This is a genomic window from Ruminococcus sp. NATIVEDY160 (assembly GCF_045819885.1).
In the GTDB taxonomy this organism is placed as follows: Bacteria; Bacillota; Clostridia; order Oscillospirales; family Acutalibacteraceae; genus Ruminococcoides.
Genome location: NZ_CP162391.1, coordinates 1241645 through 1259094 on the forward strand (window position 1 = coordinate 1241645; position 17450 = coordinate 1259094).

Here is a 17450-nt window from a genome sequence, read left to right on the forward strand (position 1 = left end):
AGTTATGATTGGGCTAACAAATTGTCAAATAATTAAGGAGGGAAGGCATGCCGCAAGTTGAGCAAAAGGTTGTCAGGGTAATTCAACCAAACCTTGAAAAAGGCACAGATAAACGAAAAAAGTATTCACAAAAGCGCGTTGCGGCTTATTGCCGAGTATCAACACAACAAGAAGAACAGATTAACAGCTACGAGGTTCAGACCAGGTATTATACGGAAAAAATCAATGCGGAACCAAAATGGAAACTTGTCCAGATCTTCGCCGATAGAGGTATATCCGGAACGAGTACAAAACACCGTGGTGAGTTCAACAAAATGATTCGTATGTGTAAGCGAGGTAGAATTGACATGATCATCACAAAATCTATCAGTCGCTTCGCCCGTAACACGGTTGATTGCCTAAAATATGTAAGACTGTTAAAGGACATCGATGTTGATGTGTACTTTGAAGAACAGGGCATTCATAGTATTGAAAAGGGCTCCGAGTTCTATATCACAGTCTATGGCTCAATCGCACAAAGCGAATCTGAAAACATCAGCGCTAACGTCCGATGGGGAAAAGAGCAAAGCGCCAGAGAGGGAAATGTAGCATTCCATTATAAAAACTTTCTCGGCTACCGTAAAGGGGAAGATGGTACGCCGGAAATTGTTCCGGAAGAAGCTGAAACAATCCGTTATATCTATGAACGCTTCCTAGCAGGTGACAGCCATCATACAATCATGAAAAAGCTGCAGGAAAGAGGAATTCGCACTCCGTCAGGTAAAGAGATATGGACATACGGGACGCTCCATTCAATTCTTACGAACGAGAAGTATATGGGAGACGCTATAATAAACAAGACGTTTACAGTTGACTGTATCTCCAAAAAGAAAAAAAGAAACGATGGAGAACGAGCCAAATACTATGTCGAAAACAATCACCCGGCAATTATAGATAGAGCAACTTTCGGTATGGTTCAGGAAGAACTAGCCCGTCGAAGTGGACTTCAAAAAGTTAAGCAAGTTGGCACAAAAACGGAGTTGGGAAAGTATTCATCAAAATACGCTCTCACAGAACTCCTTCTCTGCGGTGAATGCGGAACGCCTTATCGAAGGTGTACATGGACATCAGCCGGAAAAAAACGGATAGTATGGAGATGTATCAGCCGGCTGGACTATGGAAAGAAATATTGTCACAACTCACCGACAATAGGTGAGGAGGAACTTAAGCGTGCAGTTATGAATGCCATACAAACTGTTGCCATGAAAAACTCCAGTCTCCTTCAAACTTTGAAAACGCAAATTGCAATGAGTATAAAATGCGATCACGATGAAGATAAGGAACTTGAAATAAAGGTGAGACTCGAGGAGATAAATAATGAATTCCAAAAGGTAATGTCACTTGTATCTGTTGATGACGATAACAACGATATCATAGAGCAAAAGCTTACTGCGCTAATCATAGAGAAAGAGGCCCTAAATAAAGAACTTGAAGCTTATACGGCACATGATAAATCAAACTCGGAATCAAGAATAAGTGATATTATCAGACTTGCGGATATCCTTGAAAATCAGCCCCTTGCATTTGACGACGGACTGATTCGCCAAATGCTTCAATGTGTTGTGGTTCAAAGCAAGGATTGCATTAAAGTAATCTTCAACGACGGAACAGAGGTTGACCAGCCCGTACAGTAGTTATAAGGAAAACTGCCGATTCGATTCAGCAGTTTTCTTTTTTTGTTATTTAATTTGATTATGTCTTACCGTATCAAAAATGTAATGAGAATAACTGAAACAATTATTGATTACTGTTTTTTCGCAAGTTCAGTTCAGGACAAAGTTTTTTGAAAAATCATCTTTTTTGCTCATCCTTGACAATAAATAGGGCACCCTAAACGGGTGCCTTAATTATTGACTATATAAATCGGCGGGATTCGAAGGCGACCGAGCCCGCCGCAGGCGGGTAAAAATGTCCCGGTGGGACATTTTTAGGGAGAGCGCAGATGAAACTTGTGACGGTGATACACGCCGCAGCAAGCGGGGCAGGTATTAAAGTATAAACCAACCCTACGCCAGCCCAGCCAACGCTCTAATTTTATATTAGGGCGTTTCTTTTCGCATAAAACCGCCAAAAACCGCATGAATGCTGAATAATTGACGCTTCAAAAGTCTGTTTATTATTATCCGTTTTTCTCACTTTCTAAACACTTAAAAACTGTAAAACTACACAGAAAATAACAGTAAAACACCAAGGTGAATTTTCTTTTGCATATCCGGTTTGATTTGTTTCAGAAAGTATGTTATAATACGTAATAATAGAAAGAAGGAAGGTATGATTATGAAAAAGGTATTATCAATTTTAGCTGTTTGTATGGCGGCTTCGATGTCGCTCTCACTCTGCGCCTGCGGTCAGAACGCTTCTTCGGATTCAACGGCTACAACTGCGGCTTCAACTAAAGCAACGGTTGCGACTGCCGCTTCTACAAAAGCTGATTCAAAGCAGTCTGCCGTTTCCGCAAGCTCAACCGTAAATAACAGCGAGCAGAGCGAAACGACTTCTAACGGACAGACTGACGATTCCGAGCAGCAGAAAGCCATCCGGAAGGCGACCGAAAATGCTGCATCTCTTTATGGTGAAGGTGACTGGAGAGTAGCATCAATTCAAGAGACAGTCGACTCAAATGGTTCCCCCTGTTATCGTGTAGGACTTATCAATTATTCTAATTCACAATCTCCGACATATTATTTCTTGAGCAGCAGTACATTTTGTTATCCTGACACTTCAAATGAAGGAAATGGTTCTGAAAATCAGCAAGACGATTCCTCACAGCAGCATGCCATTCAAGGTGTAATATCCTTAGCAAATCAGATGTACGGTGAAGGTGATTGGAGAATCGCTTCCGTTATTGACGCAACTACACCGAGCGGCGAAGCATGCTGGTATATTGGCGCAATAAACTATTCCAAGTCACAATCTCCGACCTATTATTTTTACAGCAGCGATAGTTTTACATATGCCGATGAAGAGGTAAACGGATACTACAACAATTAAAAAAGATCAACTTATTGCTGTCGGATATTTTTATCCGGCAGCTTTTTCATAGTTATTTGTAATTCTGACAAAATTAATTACTTTATTTATACACAAAGCAAAAATATTATGATATAATGTATTTATATTTTAGCAGGAGAATAAATCATGAAAGATAAACGGTTAAAACTCTTATTCGCGTCAGATTCGTTCAAGGGCAGTCTGTCAAGCGCCGAAACCGCCGTTATCCTTGAAAAAGCTGCAAAGGAAGTTTATGGAAGCTGTGATTGCTCAAGCATTTCCGTTGCTGACGGCGGCGAAGGAACCGTTGAAGCGGTTGTATCCGCTGTAAACGGCAGAATAATTTCCGCGCCGGTCCACGACCCGTTGATGAAGCCGATAACCGGGTCGTACGGTGTGATCGACGGTAAAAAGGCGGTAATAGAGATGGCATCTGCATCAGGGTTACCGCTTGTGCCTGTACATCTTCGCAATCCTTTGACTACTACTACATTCGGCACAGGCGAACTGATTCTTCACGCAATCGACAGCGGATACACAGACATTTCCATAGCTATCGGCGGTTCCGCGACAAACGACGGCGGAATGGGCTGTATGCGTGCGCTCGGGGTTCGTTTTCTCGATTCCTTTGGCAACGAGCTCGAAGGCTTCGGCAGAGATCTGGAGAAGGTTTATGACATAGATACAAGCGGCATTGACAAGAGACTGCATGATTGCCGCGTTACCGTTATGTGCGATGTGAGAAATCCTCTCTGCGGTGATAACGGAGCGACGAATACCTTCGCGGAACAAAAAGGCGCTGATGAGCAAACTCGCAGACGGCTTGAATCAGGCATGCAAATTTACCGTGAAATAATAAAGCGGTGTACAGGGGTAGATTGTGACGCTGTCGAAGGAGCGGGAGCTGCGGGCGGTCTGGGAGCGGCGTTAATGGTTTTCTGCAACGGAGAAATGAGATCGGGAATCGATACCGTTCTTGACTTGATCGATTTTGACAGACGTCTTGAAGGCGTTGATCTGGTGGTAACCGGGGAAGGACGCGCCGATTGGCAAAGCGCATACGGAAAGGTTATGAGCGGAGTCGGCATGCGGGCAAAGAAAAACGGGATTCCCGCAGTCGGACTATGCGGTTCTCTTGGTAAAGGCGCTATGGATATTTGTTCTTTTGGCATTGACTCTCTTATGACAACAGTGAATGCTCCGATGACGCTTGATGATGCTCTGGACAACGCAGAAGCGCTGTACTATGAAGCAGCGGTCAGAATGTTCCGACTGATTCAGGTTGGAATGAGGATTGGCAGTACGCAAAACTATAAATGAAAAAGGTGAAACTCCTATGAAAAAACAAAGATTATTGCCTTACCGTCAGTCTGTCCCGTCGATATTATTATTTCAGATTATTTCTTCTCTTGCTCTGCAAATCTGGATGTCGTGCTTTTCGCTCATTTCCAGGCTGTTGATCAGAAGCACGGGACATGTTGCCGTTACGAGCGGAGATTTCTCATTTCTATTTACAACATGGCAGGGAATACTGCTTATTATCTTAGCGATAGTTAACCTGTTCCTGTTTGTAGCGGTTGACCTGAATGCTCTTGTGATTCTTTGCAACAGGCTTTTAACAGGAGAAAAACCGTCCGTATTATACTGTATTAAAGAAGGCTTTTTATCTCTGAAACGGTTTTTGAATCCGCCGGGCATACTGGTGGTTCTGTATGTTTCGCTGCTTTCTCCGATAATCGGATTTGAATTGGTGATTTCGCTGACAAGGGGCTTATATGTTCCAAAATTCATAAGCTCGGTTATCTGGTCAAATCCGCTGTTCTCAATCGGTGCCGTAATTCTGATTGCCGCTTTGTTTTTAGTCGGCGTGTTGTTTATCTTTATTTTACACGGAACCCTGATCGACGGAATGACGCTCAGAAAGTCAGGCAGCAATTCAATTAATCTTATAAGAAAGAACAAGAAAAAATTCTTTCCGGAAATTCTGAGATTTTTCCTTGTATTCCTCGCTGTTTTTGCGGCAGCTTTTGTTATTACGGCATTTATCATTTTTTTATCTTTGTTTTTGCAGATACCCGAAAGCGTTCTAATCCCGATTACCGTGTTTTCGCTGTCATTGATTTCATGCGTCATGCTGATGTTCATACTTATGACAATGCCGCTTTTGACGCTCAAGCTCACCTCGCTTTATCTTGATTTCAAAAGCGAAGGGGAGTGGCGCTATGAGGAAAGAGAAAACAGGAAATCTCCTATAGTTATCGTTACTGCAATAGTTCTTGTTTTGCTTGTTTGCCTGACGACGGTTTCGGTTTCCTGTTTCTATAAAGAACTATTTCCGGGTAAGGTTACAACAGGGTTTATTGCGCACCGTGCGGGCGGTTCTGAAGCTCCCGAAAATACCGCCGCCGGTCTAGATGTCGCTTACAAAATGGGCGCATCAGGCGGAGAAATTGATATTCAGAGAACATCGGACGGCAGTTACATTGTGCTTCACGACAATACATTTTCACGCGTTGCCGGGGTAGACAAGAAGCCGTCTGAGATGACACTGGAGGAGGTAAAGCAGCTTCGGGTCGACGGAGAACCCGTACCTACACTGGAGGATATGCTCGATGCCTCACACGGAAGGCTCACGCTATATGTTGAACTGAAAGGCGAGACCGCAGATAAGCAAATGGCTGACGAGGCGGTTAAGATAATAAAAGACAGAAATATGACGGACGAAACGGTAATCATATCGCTTAAATACGACCTGATAGATTACGTCGAGAGCACTTATCCGGAGATGAATACAGGTTTTCTTGCTTTTGCTTCCTTCGGCGATACTGCCGAGCTCAACTGCGACTATCTCGCACTCGAGGAAGAAACCGCGACCGTGGATACAATCAACAGCATTCATAATAACGGCAAGAAGGTTCTGGTATGGACGGTCAACGACGATGAGGATATCGAGGAGTTTATTCAAAGCGGAGCCGACGAGTTGATTACGGATAATTTGTCGGGTGCAAAGGAAATAATTGAGGAGCTTGACAATCAGACCCCAATGGAAAGGATAGTCTACGGCGTATTGGATATATTTGATTCCTTATAATTTTTTTCGCAGGTGATTTATCTTGAAGGATTTTATCATAAGCAGCAAGACAGATTTGATAAACGCAATCCATGAATTCGGTTTTTTGCCGTTCTTTGCAAATTCAATCGAAGGCTTTTCGATTGAGGAACATATTACACGGGATTGCTGGTACGACAGTGATGATGGCGTCTGGAGTGCTTGGGAGTGGAAGGGCCCGGTGATCCGTGAAACAGGCTGCGCTTACGGCAAATTCTTTGAAAAGAAGGCGTGCTATATCAGTCCCGAATGGTTTCCGGATTTTGCGAACTACCGCCGCGACGGTTACGACTTTGACGCCCGCTACGACGATGGTCTGGCAAATTACCGTGACAAGACTCTATATGAGCTGGTTGATTTCAATGCGCCGATAATCTCAAAGCGTCTCAAACAGCTCGGAAACTACAAAAAGGGCGGAAACAGGGGCTTTGATACCATTATCACGCGGCTGCAGGGTCAGTGTTATGTCATTATCAGCGATTTTGTTTACATGAAGGATAAGTTCGGCAAGCCATACGGATGGGGAGTTGCCGAGTACTCCACCCCTGAGCGTTTTATGGGCGGCAGCTTTACAGAAAGAGTTTATGAAAAACAGCCTCAGGAGTCCTGTGAAAAAATAATGGAGCATTTTTCAAAGCTTTTTCCGAACGAGGATCTGAAAAAGCTGAAAAAGTTTATTAGTTAATTAAGTCCTATTCAAACTACGAAAAAACGCTGCCGGACTGACTGTCCGACAGCGGTTTTTACTGTGCTTTTATCACTTTGTGTTCCGTCTGAGGCTTCTGTTCAACGAACATATCCTTATAGCCTTTTTTCAATCTTTTGCACTGCATACAGTAAACGGCTCTGCCGAGATTTACGCAGTCAGCGCAGGTCTTTTTGTTTTCCATATTCAAAACCTCCGTACAACTGAAAACAATGGTATTGTAACACGGAAAAATAGTTTGTAGAGTCTTTATTAGAAAATTACAAAACCGTTATCCGATAATTATTTTGTAATTTTCTTCTGTGAAATAATAGCAAAAATAGAAAAAGCGTCATAACAGTAGGGGCTGCCTTCCGTTATGGCGCTCTTTTGCACGTGCGGATCCTTATAACCCTGTGATGTTACTTAACAGTTTTTAAGTGGCGGATACCGGTACCGAGACAGTGAGGACACTGGATCTCGATCCTTTTATCACCGATAATCTCGTATCGGATAACACCGGTACCGACGCAAACATCACAGCGGTTCTTTTTACCTTTCTGGATCTTGGACGCCGCGTTCGCGTTTGATAAACCGATTTTTGCAAATGGGTTTATCACAGTGATTTTCTCTTCACTCATTCTAAAAATACCTTCCTTTTGTGAGTTACCTCACATATAGAATTATATCATGACGCGGCTTTTGTGTCAATTTTTATTTTGAAGCAAAAAAATAGGCGACTTGCAAATTAAGTCGAAAAGGCACAAAAAAATTAATAAAAATGAAATAAAACTCGCAATAATGGACAGCAAATAATGCAAAATCACAATGCTTTTTTGCACAAAAGAAAAATAAATAATTCATATTGAGAATAATGATTTAGTGATAACGAAACTTTTTGTGTACGATTAACAAACTTTTCAGAGCGATTGTCCCAAACAGTCGATTTGCTGTGCCTATTGACATAACTGCGGGATATATAATATAATTAAGCCAAAGCTTTATTAGGGGTTATGGATTGATGAGAAATAAACGCATATTTGCCGGAGTCATAATATTGATTGTCGTTTTGATTTCAGCAACCTCGTGTTCTTTTTTCGGCAAAGACGTTACGATAACCGTAAATGACAACGGAAACGCCGTTTCGGTCGACGGCAAGGATAATATGACTGTTGATGAAATACTCAAAAAAGCAGGTATCACACTGAGTACCCGCGACACGGTTGAACCGGAGTTATCAAAGAGATGGTCTGATGCCGGAGCAGGAGAGGTGACGGTAAAGCGTTATGCGAAGGTAACTGTAACTGACGGTACTTATACACAGCAGCCGGAGCTTGTCGGCGGTACGGTTGAGCAGGCGATTACTCAGGCTGGATTTGATATCAAACAATACGAGACCCCTGACAACATGAAGAGTTATTTGACAAACGGAATGACGATTACTCTTGTAAAGCATAAGGAGCCTGAAACTACCGCTGCACCGATTACAGCGGAGCCGACTACCCAAGCACCCGCAACTCAGTCGTCAGTTAACACGATAAAAGGTAATGACACCGACGGATATTATTATGTCGGCTCGAACGGCGAGGTCGATTACAATTACTGTGACGCAGTGACAGTAGACGGAGTGGACTGGAATGTGATTTGCGGTGTTGCGACGAAGGTCGTTTCCGAGTCCGACAAGACGCTTCATCTCGCCTGCAAGGACGTTGCAAGATGGACAAATTCATCAATGTCCAAGGAGGATAAGCTGAAGGTATGCTTCGATTCAATCAAGAGTGATTACCTCGAGGGTGTCCGTCATAATCCGCCGTACCGCGAGGACGACTGGCCGGTGGTTTGCGCGAACGATATTTTTGTTTACGGCAAGGGTGACTGCTACAGCTACGGAGCAGCCTTCGCCTATGTCGGCAGGGCAATCGGTTACACCGAGAGCTACGCTGTAAACAGCGGCGGCCACGGCTGGGCTGAAATAAACGGTCTTATATACGACCCCGAGTGGAGTATGCACAGCAATAAGAGCACGTATTTCGGACTTAGCTATGACGATAAGGTTGATGTGCCGTACGCTTCCGCAATCTCTGACGGAGCCGAATGGAAACGCAAAAAAATTTATTCATAAAAAAATCCCCTGACAATTGTCAGGGGAAAATTTTTGCTTATTTTACAGTCCGAGAAGCTGCTTTGAAGCCGCGACAATTTCGTCGCAAACAGCAATCGCGTTAACCTTATCTGTGCCGACTGCGGTGATGTAGAGCTTGATTTTGGGCTCTGTGCCGCTGGGACGGATAATAACGCCGTTATCGCCCTCGAGGTGAAGCGCAATAACATTCGAGGTGGGAAGAGTGAGCTGCTCAACTTCGCCTGTAACGAGGTCGGTTTCCTTCTTGAGCTGGTAGTCGCTAACCTTGACGACCTTGTATTTGCCGACAGAAGCGGGGAGATTCTCTCTTGTGGACGACATCAGATCAGCCATCTTCTGCATACCCTCAGCGCCCTCAAACTCAAACGCAAAGGTCTGATTGAGATAGTAACCAAATTCCTCGTAAAGACCGTCGATAACCTCAGCGAGAGATTTGCCCTGCTTCTTGTAGTAAGCGGTCATTTCGCAAATCAGCATGGAGGCAACGACAGCGTCCTTATCTCTTACATAAGTTCCCGAGAGGTAGCCGTAGCTTTCCTCAAAGCCGAAGAGGTAGCGGTTTTCTTCACCCTTCTTTTCGAGGTTGAGGATAACCTCGCCGATGTACTTAAAGCCTGTAAGAACGTTCTTGAGCTCGCAGTCATACTTTTCGCAGAGCTTGTTGATCAGCTTTGTAGAAACGATAGTCTTAACAACAACGGGCTTTTCGGGAAGAGTACCGTTAGCCTTCTTGCAGGAGAGAATATAGTTGGTCAGCATTACGCCGTCCTCGTTGCCTGTAATCAGGCGGTAGCTGCCGTCGTAATCCTTTACGGCGATACCTACACGGTCGGAGTCGGGGTCGGTGGCAAGAAGCAGATCGGGCTGCTTTTCTTCACAGAGTTCAAGACCCTTCTGCAGAGCTTCCTTGATTTCGGGGTTGGGGTAGGGGCAGGTAGTGAAGTTGCCGTCGGGCATCTCCTGTTCCTTGACGACGTTGATTTCCTTAACGCCGATTTTGCTCAGAACCTTTCTGACGAGCTTGTTGCCGGCGCCGTTGAGAGGAGTATAAACAACGCTGATATCCGCGTCCGCGCAGATGCCGGGGTTGACCTGCTGCTCGAGCACGCAGTCGAGATAAGAGTCATAAACGCTGTCGTCAACATATTCGATAAGACCTTTTTCAATCGCTTCGTCAAAGTCCATTGTCTTGACGTCGCTGAAGATATCGAGCTTTGTGATTTCGTCGTAAACTGCCTGAGCCGCGTTGTCGGTCATCTGGCAGCCGTCCTCGCCGTATGCCTTGTAGCCGTTATATTTTGCGGGGTTGTGGCTGGCTGTAACCATGATACCCGCCTGGCACTTGAAGTAGCGCACCAGATAGGAGAGAACGGGAGTGGGCTGCAGCTCGGTTGTAATGTAAGTTTTGATTCCGTTTGCGGCGAGTACCTTAGCGGCCTCTATCATGAAGAGGTCGGCTTTGATACGGCTGTCATGTGAAATAGCGACAGCACCCTTGCCGTACTTGTTGATAACATAGTTTGCAAGTCCCTGAGTGGCCTGACGGACAACATAGATGTTCATTCTGTTTGTTCCCACGCCGATAACGCCTCTCAGACCGGCTGTGCCGAATTTGAGGGCGGTGTAGAAGCGCTCGTAGATTTCCTTTTCGTTACCGCGAATGCTCTCGAGCTCAGCGATTAAATCCTGATCCTCAACGGCGTTTTTGCACCAGGATTCATATAATTTAGTAATCTCCATAGGATAATCCCCCTTTAAAAAGATAGTGGTATAATAGTATCCAATTTTATATAATCATAACATAAAACGGCGAAAAAAACAAGTTATTCTGCAACTTCTTTTCGCCGTTTTAAATCTTTATTTATTTTTTCTCAAGCTGATAGCTTACGTTGGTTTCCGTAACGGAATATCCCTTGCTTTTGAGCTCGGGAAGCAGAGTGTTGAAGTCCCATTTTGCCGATTTCGGAATGTAAATATACTTCGGAGTTTTATCGGGATTCATCTCGTAATACGTGCGCATTCTCGAGAGCGTGTTCTCACCCTGTTCGTTGCCCGTCCAAGCAGAGAAGGTTCCGTATGGGAAATCGTTCATTGCGAGGTAAGGCCATGTCTCAAAGCTCATAAAGAGAATGTTGCCGGGTTCTTTCATCTGAAGAGGAACCAGGTCGGTGTACATATTGTTGTAGTTTGCGACATTCGCGTCAGTGGTTACAATACCTGAGGCGGGACCCTGTTTGATTTCCGCGGTAAGCGCGTCCGGAGCGGAATCCCAGAATACGTGGCAAGTCTTTGCGGTGATCTGTGCTCCGCCCTGGAAGGCGATGATGATACCGACGAGAATATAGCTCAGCACCCGGGAAGCGGTCGTATAGGTGAGGTTATCGGGTGTTTCGCGCATTTCCTTTAGGAGCTGACCGAGGAAAACAAAGCTCGCCGCATTCGCGACAACCATGACAGATGCAATACAGTAAATCATCTGGTTCGAACCGTAGTGAATGCAGAAGGAGTAGATTAGTCCTGTCACAAACACAGCCGCGAAAAGCTCTCTCGGCTTCTTCTCAAGCAGGATATACGATGTGATGCCGATAAAGAGCATCGGAAGCATGATGTGGTTGTATGTCGTTGACGATATTCCGGGAAGCAGCATAATCAGCGAGATTCCCGTTGCAGCGCAGGAAAGACAGAGGTAGACCGCGCGGTGAAGCCTTCTCTTTCTGTCGAAAATCATAAACGCCAGCATAGCAAAGTAGCCGTAAAGTACATACTTGAAATGCGGAGTCATATTGAAAATCGACTGGAAGTAGGTTTCGACCTTTTTGCCGAAGGAAATCGGCGGGTGCTCGGGATCCTTGAGCATCTCGGGAATATTTGCGAAGATATCGCCGACGCCGGTTCTTGTGAGTGTGAAAATCAGGAAAATAATCGCCAGACCCGCAGTTCCTGCTGTAAAGAACAGGAAGGTGCGAAGTGAGAACATATCGCTTTTGAGCACAAAGCGCATTTCTTTATTTCTGATTGCGTAATGTACACCGACGCAGATGCCGTAAATCAGATAGCATACAATCAGATACGGGTTGCAGAGCACGGCTCCCGCGAATGCCAGACCGCTGAGGATCGGCAGCAGTTTTTTAGAGTAATCGGCGGTTGCCAGCAGTACTCCGGCGACGAGCAGAAGCTCAATTCCCATTGTGTTGTAGCTGAGCGCCATGATATTGTAGGGCGTGTAGATAAAGTAGAGCACGCAGCCGAAAACGCTGATGATTCCGTACTTTCTCAGTCTGGTGTAAATGAGTACCGCCGCGCCTGTGTGGAGAACAAGATAGAGCACTCTCGCGGCGATCATGATGCCGTCCGTGGAGCCCGTTATCATTCTGAATAGCGAAACAAAGGGAATGAGCAAAAAGCCCGAGAGCTGAGATACGTGCCATTCGTCGCTGAACAGCGCGTCGCCGAGTGAAAGACGGTGCGGTACGGTGAGGTAGAATGCCTCGTCGCTTCCGCCAAAACCGTAGCGGAGCTTCCAGATAGACAGGATCACGCCGAAGCACATCAGAACGATAAAGAGAATATCCTGCCATCTAATTAAGTTGCCGCCCTGAATCTGTTCCGCAACGACCTTCTTGAGGTACTCGTAAAGCCTGATAATCTGCTTTGCCAGCACGTCCAGAACGAATGAAAGCATCGCCGAGAACAGGAAGCACATTGGAACCGTGATAAGATAGTAGGGAACGCGGTCAACCATTATGGGAACATTCATTCTGAGGTTCTCATAAATCAGTGTGTCGAAAATGTAGGAGCACAGATAAATTCCGAGCGCAAGGTCAGATACGCGCCAGAGCGTGAGCTTTACACCGGGCTTCCAGTTATCTGTCTTGATTCTGCTGATAAGCAGGAAGAAAAGTACAGACAGCACAAACGGATAGAAGCCGTACCAGAAACCGTAAATGCCTGTTTTGAAGCCGCCGCCGTAGCTGCGGAACCAGTTGAATACGGTTGAAGCGAGCAGAGTGCCGACGAAGAGAGCCGCGGCAGCGCCTGTTTTGAGACGCAGACCGTATTCTCTGAGATAAGCGCCCACGAAATAATAGGTGAGAGGATAAAGTCCCATCCAGTAAGCGGGAACCAGCTTCTGGAATTCATCGCTGCCCGTGGGAGTGACCCACCATTCAGCGCTCTGAAAATTAAAGATATTGAGCATTGTGGGAAGAATTGTAAGGCAAACCATGGTGACGACCAAAATCTGCTTGTGTTTTTTGCTTCCCAGTTTATTGTATGCGAGATTGAGGAAGGGTGCGATAAGGAACATTCCGATATACATTTCAATATACCACGAATAATTCGCGCCCGTGAAATCGAGAATAGAGAAGAGGTAGTTAATGAAATTATACTTGCCCGACTGTGCGATCGCTTCGAACATCGCGCCGAAGTTAAAGCTGTAAAAAGCCTCTTTTGCGGCAGGTATCTCGTGAATAGATTTGAAAATCATGCAGGCAAAGGTCGCGAGGATAAAGACGATTACGGTTTTGCGTATACCCTTGTAGTAACCCTTCTGCAGCTCCTTTTTGCTCATAAGATAGCCCGTCAGAATCATGAAAAGCGGGACACAGACGCCGAAAAGCGTGCGCATTCCGACCGCAAGGAACATCAGCGGTCCGTGCAGTGAATCGCCGTTGCCTGTCGTGATGCTGTTGATTATACCCTCGATCGGGCCTAAGCCGCTGACAGGCTCGCTGTAAAAGCCGTTGTGCAGGAAAAAGTGTACGGATAAGACCGTGAATACGGCGACGATACGCAGGATATCCATCGAGCTGTTACGCCGCTCCAATTTTTTAATATTCATTCTTTAAGCTCCTTCTGTCAATCATCCAGATATTTCTCTACGATAAATCGCGGACGGTGCTTTGTCTCAAGATATATTTTACCGATATATTCGCCGATAATACCGATCGCCAGAAGCTGCAGACCTCCGAGAGCCCAGATAGAACAGAGAGTGCTTGCCCAGCCGCTTACCGCAGCGCCGACAAAGAAGCTGACAAGCGAGTAGATGACCATGATCATGCTTATGAGGAAGATGATAACGCCTGTCCATGTGATAATCCGAATGGGCTGTATGCTCAGAGAGGTAATACCTTCCCATGCGAGCGCAAGCATCTTTTTGAGGGGATACTTGCTTTCGCCGGCGAGTCTTTCAAAGCGCTCGTAGGTGACGATATCGGACTTGTAGCCGATCAGCGGAACCATGCCTCTGAGGAAGATGTTTGTTTCCTTGTACTGAGAGAACGCCTCAAGCGCGCGTTTGCTCATCAGGCGGAAGTCAGCGTGATTGAAGATTACCTTCGCGCCCATGCGGTTGAGGATTTTGTAGAACGCCTCAGCGGTAAAGCGCTTGAAGAAGGTGTCGGTCGCGCGCTTTGAACGAACGCCGTATACAACGTCGCAGCCGTCCTCGTACTTCGCGACCATTTCGTCAAATACCTCAATATCGTCCTGAAGGTCGGCGTCAATCGATATCACGGCTTCAGCTCTGTCCTTGAGCGTCATAAGACCGCAGAGAAGAGCGTTCTGGTGACCGCGGTTTCTGGAGAGCTTGATACCTTGGAAAATCGGGTTTTCGTTGTGAAGCTCCTCGATGATCTGCCAGGTTTTGTCCTTTGAGCCGTCGTCGATAAAGACTATTTTGCTGTCAAAGGTTATTTTATGCTGGGACATCATGGATTCGTATTTGCGGAGAAGCTTTTCTGCTGAATCGCGCAGAACCTCTTCCTCGTTATAACACGGAATAGCAAGATATAAGTTTGTCATTTTTTTACTCCTCACATAGTAATACATTATAATAATAGTATTTATTTTGCTAAATGTCAAGAAAACAAAAAACAAAGTGTCTTTTTTTGTAAGATTTTTTTCTAAATTTCGAAAATCCTCTTGTCAACAGAAACGGATTGTATTATAATAAGGAAAGAAATTAACCTTTAACGGAGGGAAAATATATGTCACAGCAGAAAGCTATTGCAGTATTAACCAGCGGCGGCGACGCTCCGGGTATGAACGCGGCGTTCAGAGCGGTTGTACGTACAGGCATCAATATGGGTATGAAGGTTTACGGTGTTTACCGCGGCTTCAACGGTTTGCTCAATCAGGATGTTGCCGAGATGAACCTTCGCTCGGTTTCCGAAATCATCGGCTACGGCGGCACAAAGCTCTATACCGCGAGAAGCGAGGAGTTCAAAACCCTCGAGGCTCAGCAGAGAGCGGCTGAATTCTGCCGCAGCCTCGGTATTTGCGGCGTTGTAGTAATCGGCGGCGACGGTTCTTTCCGCGGAGCGAGAGCTCTGACAAACGCGGGCATCAACTGCATCGGCGTTCCCGGTACTATCGATAACGATATCGCTTGCTCTGAGTACACGGTAGGTTTTGATACCGCCATGAATACGGCGCTTCAGATGGTTGACCGTATCCGCGACACCGCTCAGTCACATGACCGCTGCTCTATCGTTGAGGTAATGGGCAGACGCTGCGGCGACATTGCCCTTCAGACAGGTATCGCCACAGGCGCTACCGCGATCCTCGTCCCCGAGGTTAAGTACAACATCGAGCGCGATGTTATCACCAGAATCATCAACACTCAGAAAACCGGCAAGAAACACTTTATCGTCGTTGTTGCCGAGGGCGTCGGCGGCGTAAGAGATCTCGCAAAGTACATCGAGCAGAGACTCGACATCGAGGCGAGAGCTACAATTCTCGGACACGTTCAGCGCGGCGGTTCTCCGACACTCAGAGACAGAGTCGTTGCAAGCCAGATGGGTTATAAGGCGGTCGAGCTGCTCAAGAACAACATCGGCAACCGTGTTGTTGTAATGCGCGGCGGTAAGATCACAGACCTCGATATCAACGAGGCTCTCGATATGAAGCGCGTATTTGACACCGAGCTTTATAAGATCGCGATGACCATCTCTATCTGATCATTTCACAAACTCATGGGGCGAACTGAGTTCGCCCTTCATTTTTATATTTCCGGAAAGGAATTATGTATATGCTTTCAAGATTACAAAAGCTCTCGAAGGACATGATTCTGTATTCTGTCATTTTATCTGATTTTGAGAAGCCTGATTTTAAGAACGACGCTCTCGCGGGCGTTCGGGCTAACTATTTCAATTCAAATCATTGTGCTCAGAGTGATACAACCGAAATCGAGCTTGACGGCAGACAGCTTAGTCTGAGCTACTCCATGAAGGAAGGCGAGCCGATTTCATGGAAGATTACGAAGAACCATCAGCCGTACCAATCCGTGCGCCGAGGTTCGGCTTCGTCTTATTGCGTGATGACCTATAGCGACAACGGCGTTGTGTATAAGCGCGCTTATTTTGACAGCCGCCATATCTGGCAGCGCACAGATTATTTTCATCAGGAAAAAGAAAATCAGCTGCTTGCCTGTGTTTCTCCGCGTATGTCTGACGGCTTGCTCACTCTCAGGGTCGAGAAATTCGCTGAGGACGGAACCAGAACCCGCGCAACGCTTTATCCGTCCGAAAACCACGGAGGTATAAAATGCGCGGCGCTCGTTTACAGCAACGCGGGCATGCTGTGGTACGATGTCCGTTTCGCGCCGACCTCATTGTCAAGCGCGGATAATGTATCCGAGAAAAAAGGTTTCAGCTTTACCTCTGCAGACTTTTCCGCAGTGAGCGACGAGCCTCTTGATCTGGAGAACGCGGCGGCGTTGTCGGAGGAGGATATCGTTTCCGCTTCCGCCGAGGTGACAGAAAACATTCCTGAGGAAGAAAGACCTTACTCCGCTTACGATAGAATAGAGAGCATATTGCTTGAAGCTCAGAAAACCAATAAGAATATCTTCGGAGAAATTGTCAGCCACGCCGAGAATGAGCCTGCCGAAGAAGAGCTTGTCGAGGAAGAAGCAGAACCGCAAATTCAGGAAGAGCCTGCTGAGGAAGCCGCTGAAGAAATCGTCAATGAAGCCGCAGCTCCCGAGGAACCCGGGTATGAGGTCGCGCAGGAAGGCGAGTACGATATGGAAATCAAAACGCCCAACGGTGTTTATTCCTATTACGGTCAACTCGACGGTAACAATCAGCGTGTGGGAAGAGGCAGAACAACCGCACCCGACGGAACTCCTGTTTACGAGGGTGAATACAGCCTTGATAAACGCAGCGGATTCGGAGTCTGCTATTACAAGGACGGCAGTCCGAACTACGTCGGCAGCTGGGAGAACGGCAGACGCAGCGGACGCGGCGTCGGTTTCCGCCAGAGCGACGGCACCATTCATGTCGGAAAATGGACTGAAAACAAGCCCAACGGCTCAGGCGCGCGTTTTGACAGCGACGGAAACTTTCTTGATGTTTGCGGCTATGAAAACGGTGTGCGCAACGGAACGGGCATTTCCTTTGATGAGGAAGGCAGAATTCTGATCCGCCAATGGGAAAACGGCGAGCTTATTTCCGAGCGCGTCATTTCCGACGAGGAATAGC

At 46.2% G+C, this 17450-nt stretch carries 13 protein-coding genes; 8 read left to right on the top strand and 5 right to left on the bottom strand.

Annotation, left to right across the window (positions count from 1 at the left end; all coding sequences use genetic code 11):
- Window positions 1-47 precede the first annotated feature (47 nt).
- The 5 genes from AB1I49_RS06080 (at window position 48) to AB1I49_RS06100 (ending at window position 6824) form a co-directional block, all read left to right on the top strand.
- On the top strand, window positions 48-1673 hold the full coding sequence (locus tag AB1I49_RS06080) for a recombinase family protein (RefSeq protein WP_407720451.1): 1626 nt from the start codon (window positions 48-50) through the stop codon (window positions 1671-1673).
- A gap of 643 nt (window positions 1674-2316) precedes the next feature.
- Entirely contained in the window at window positions 2317-3030 is a 714-nt protein-coding gene (locus AB1I49_RS06085) for a hypothetical protein (RefSeq protein WP_186833097.1), read from the top strand.
- Window positions 3031-3177: 147 nt separating this feature from the next.
- Window positions 3178-4350 carry a glycerate kinase family protein gene (locus AB1I49_RS06090; protein ID WP_407720452.1) on the top strand — a complete coding sequence of 391 codons (1173 nt, stop codon included), beginning with the start codon at window positions 3178-3180 and terminating at the stop codon, window positions 4348-4350.
- A gap of 106 nt (window positions 4351-4456) precedes the next feature.
- Window positions 4457-6121, top strand: a complete 1665-nt coding sequence (locus AB1I49_RS06095) for a glycerophosphodiester phosphodiesterase family protein (RefSeq protein WP_407721642.1) — start codon at window positions 4457-4459, stop codon at window positions 6119-6121.
- A 22-nt stretch (window positions 6122-6143) separates the two neighbouring features.
- Window positions 6144-6824: an AlkZ-related protein gene (locus AB1I49_RS06100; protein WP_316611241.1), complete on the top strand. Its 681-nt coding sequence runs from the start codon at window positions 6144-6146 to the stop codon at window positions 6822-6824.
- A 58-nt stretch (window positions 6825-6882) separates the two neighbouring features.
- On the opposite strand, the gene AB1I49_RS06105 is transcribed toward AB1I49_RS06100, so the two are convergent.
- Together AB1I49_RS06105 and AB1I49_RS06110 are read right to left on the bottom strand one after the other, a co-directional pair.
- Window positions 6883-7029 (bottom strand): hypothetical protein, encoded by a 147-nt coding sequence (locus AB1I49_RS06105; protein ID WP_186833094.1) that lies wholly within the window; start codon window positions 7027-7029, stop codon window positions 6883-6885.
- 217 nt (window positions 7030-7246) lie between these two features.
- The gene (locus AB1I49_RS06110) at window positions 7247-7465 is read right to left on the bottom strand and encodes a hypothetical protein (RefSeq protein WP_186833093.1); all 219 of its coding nucleotides are present in this window, start codon (window positions 7463-7465) and stop codon (window positions 7247-7249) included.
- A 416-nt stretch (window positions 7466-7881) separates the two neighbouring features.
- Between AB1I49_RS06110 and AB1I49_RS06115 the strand changes: the two genes are divergently transcribed.
- The gene (locus AB1I49_RS06115; RefSeq protein ID WP_407720453.1) at window positions 7882-8946 is read left to right on the top strand and encodes a ubiquitin-like domain-containing protein; all 1065 of its coding nucleotides are present in this window, start codon (window positions 7882-7884) and stop codon (window positions 8944-8946) included.
- Between the two features lie 42 nt (window positions 8947-8988).
- On the opposite strand, the gene AB1I49_RS06120 is transcribed toward AB1I49_RS06115, so the two are convergent.
- The 3 genes from AB1I49_RS06120 to AB1I49_RS06130 all read right to left on the bottom strand — a co-directional run bounded on the left by AB1I49_RS06120 (window position 8989) and on the right by AB1I49_RS06130 (window position 14769).
- Window positions 8989-10707, bottom strand: coding sequence for a phospho-sugar mutase (locus tag AB1I49_RS06120; RefSeq protein WP_407720454.1), 1719 nt, complete (start codon window positions 10705-10707; stop codon window positions 8989-8991).
- A 121-nt stretch (window positions 10708-10828) separates the two neighbouring features.
- Window positions 10829-13807 carry an acyltransferase gene (locus AB1I49_RS06125; RefSeq protein WP_407720455.1) on the bottom strand — a complete coding sequence of 993 codons (2979 nt, stop codon included), beginning with the start codon at window positions 13805-13807 and terminating at the stop codon, window positions 10829-10831.
- Window positions 13808-13824: 17 nt separating this feature from the next.
- Window positions 13825-14769, bottom strand: coding sequence for a glycosyltransferase family 2 protein (locus tag AB1I49_RS06130; protein WP_316611247.1), 945 nt, complete (start codon window positions 14767-14769; stop codon window positions 13825-13827).
- Between the two features lie 185 nt (window positions 14770-14954).
- Between AB1I49_RS06130 and pfkA the strand changes: the two genes are divergently transcribed.
- Window positions 14955-15926 carry a 6-phosphofructokinase gene (pfkA, locus tag AB1I49_RS06135; RefSeq protein WP_186833088.1) on the top strand — a complete coding sequence of 324 codons (972 nt, stop codon included), beginning with the start codon at window positions 14955-14957 and terminating at the stop codon, window positions 15924-15926.
- A 71-nt stretch (window positions 15927-15997) separates the two neighbouring features.
- Window positions 15998-17449, top strand: a complete 1452-nt coding sequence (locus tag AB1I49_RS06140; protein WP_407720456.1) for an MORN repeat-containing protein — start codon at window positions 15998-16000, stop codon at window positions 17447-17449.
- Window position 17450 lies beyond the last annotated feature (1 nt).

What these genes read in the sequence shown, in the direction of transcription:
- AB1I49_RS06140 (WP_407720456.1), top strand. Translation starts at nt 15,998, where the DNA reads ATGCTTTCAAGATTACAAAAGCTCTCGAAGGACATGATTCTGTATTCT.
- AB1I49_RS06090 (WP_407720452.1), top strand. Translation starts at nt 3,178, where the DNA reads ATGAAAGATAAACGGTTAAAACTCTTATTCGCGTCAGATTCGTTCAAG.
- AB1I49_RS06120 (WP_407720454.1), bottom strand. Translation starts at nt 10,707, where the DNA reads ATGGAGATTACTAAATTATATGAATCCTGGTGCAAAAACGCCGTTGAG.
- AB1I49_RS06085 (WP_186833097.1), top strand. Translation starts at nt 2,317, where the DNA reads ATGAAAAAGGTATTATCAATTTTAGCTGTTTGTATGGCGGCTTCGATG.
- AB1I49_RS06080 (WP_407720451.1), top strand. Translation starts at nt 48, where the DNA reads ATGCCGCAAGTTGAGCAAAAGGTTGTCAGGGTAATTCAACCAAACCTT.
- AB1I49_RS06110 (WP_186833093.1), bottom strand. Translation starts at nt 7,465, where the DNA reads ATGAGTGAAGAGAAAATCACTGTGATAAACCCATTTGCAAAAATCGGT.
- AB1I49_RS06130 (WP_316611247.1), bottom strand. Translation starts at nt 14,769, where the DNA reads ATGACAAACTTATATCTTGCTATTCCGTGTTATAACGAGGAAGAGGTT.
- pfkA (WP_186833088.1), top strand. Translation starts at nt 14,955, where the DNA reads ATGTCACAGCAGAAAGCTATTGCAGTATTAACCAGCGGCGGCGACGCT.
- AB1I49_RS06125 (WP_407720455.1), bottom strand. Translation starts at nt 13,807, where the DNA reads ATGAATATTAAAAAATTGGAGCGGCGTAACAGCTCGATGGATATCCTG.
- AB1I49_RS06105 (WP_186833094.1), bottom strand. Translation starts at nt 7,029, where the DNA reads ATGGAAAACAAAAAGACCTGCGCTGACTGCGTAAATCTCGGCAGAGCC.
- AB1I49_RS06095 (WP_407721642.1), top strand. Translation starts at nt 4,457, where the DNA reads ATGTCGTGCTTTTCGCTCATTTCCAGGCTGTTGATCAGAAGCACGGGA.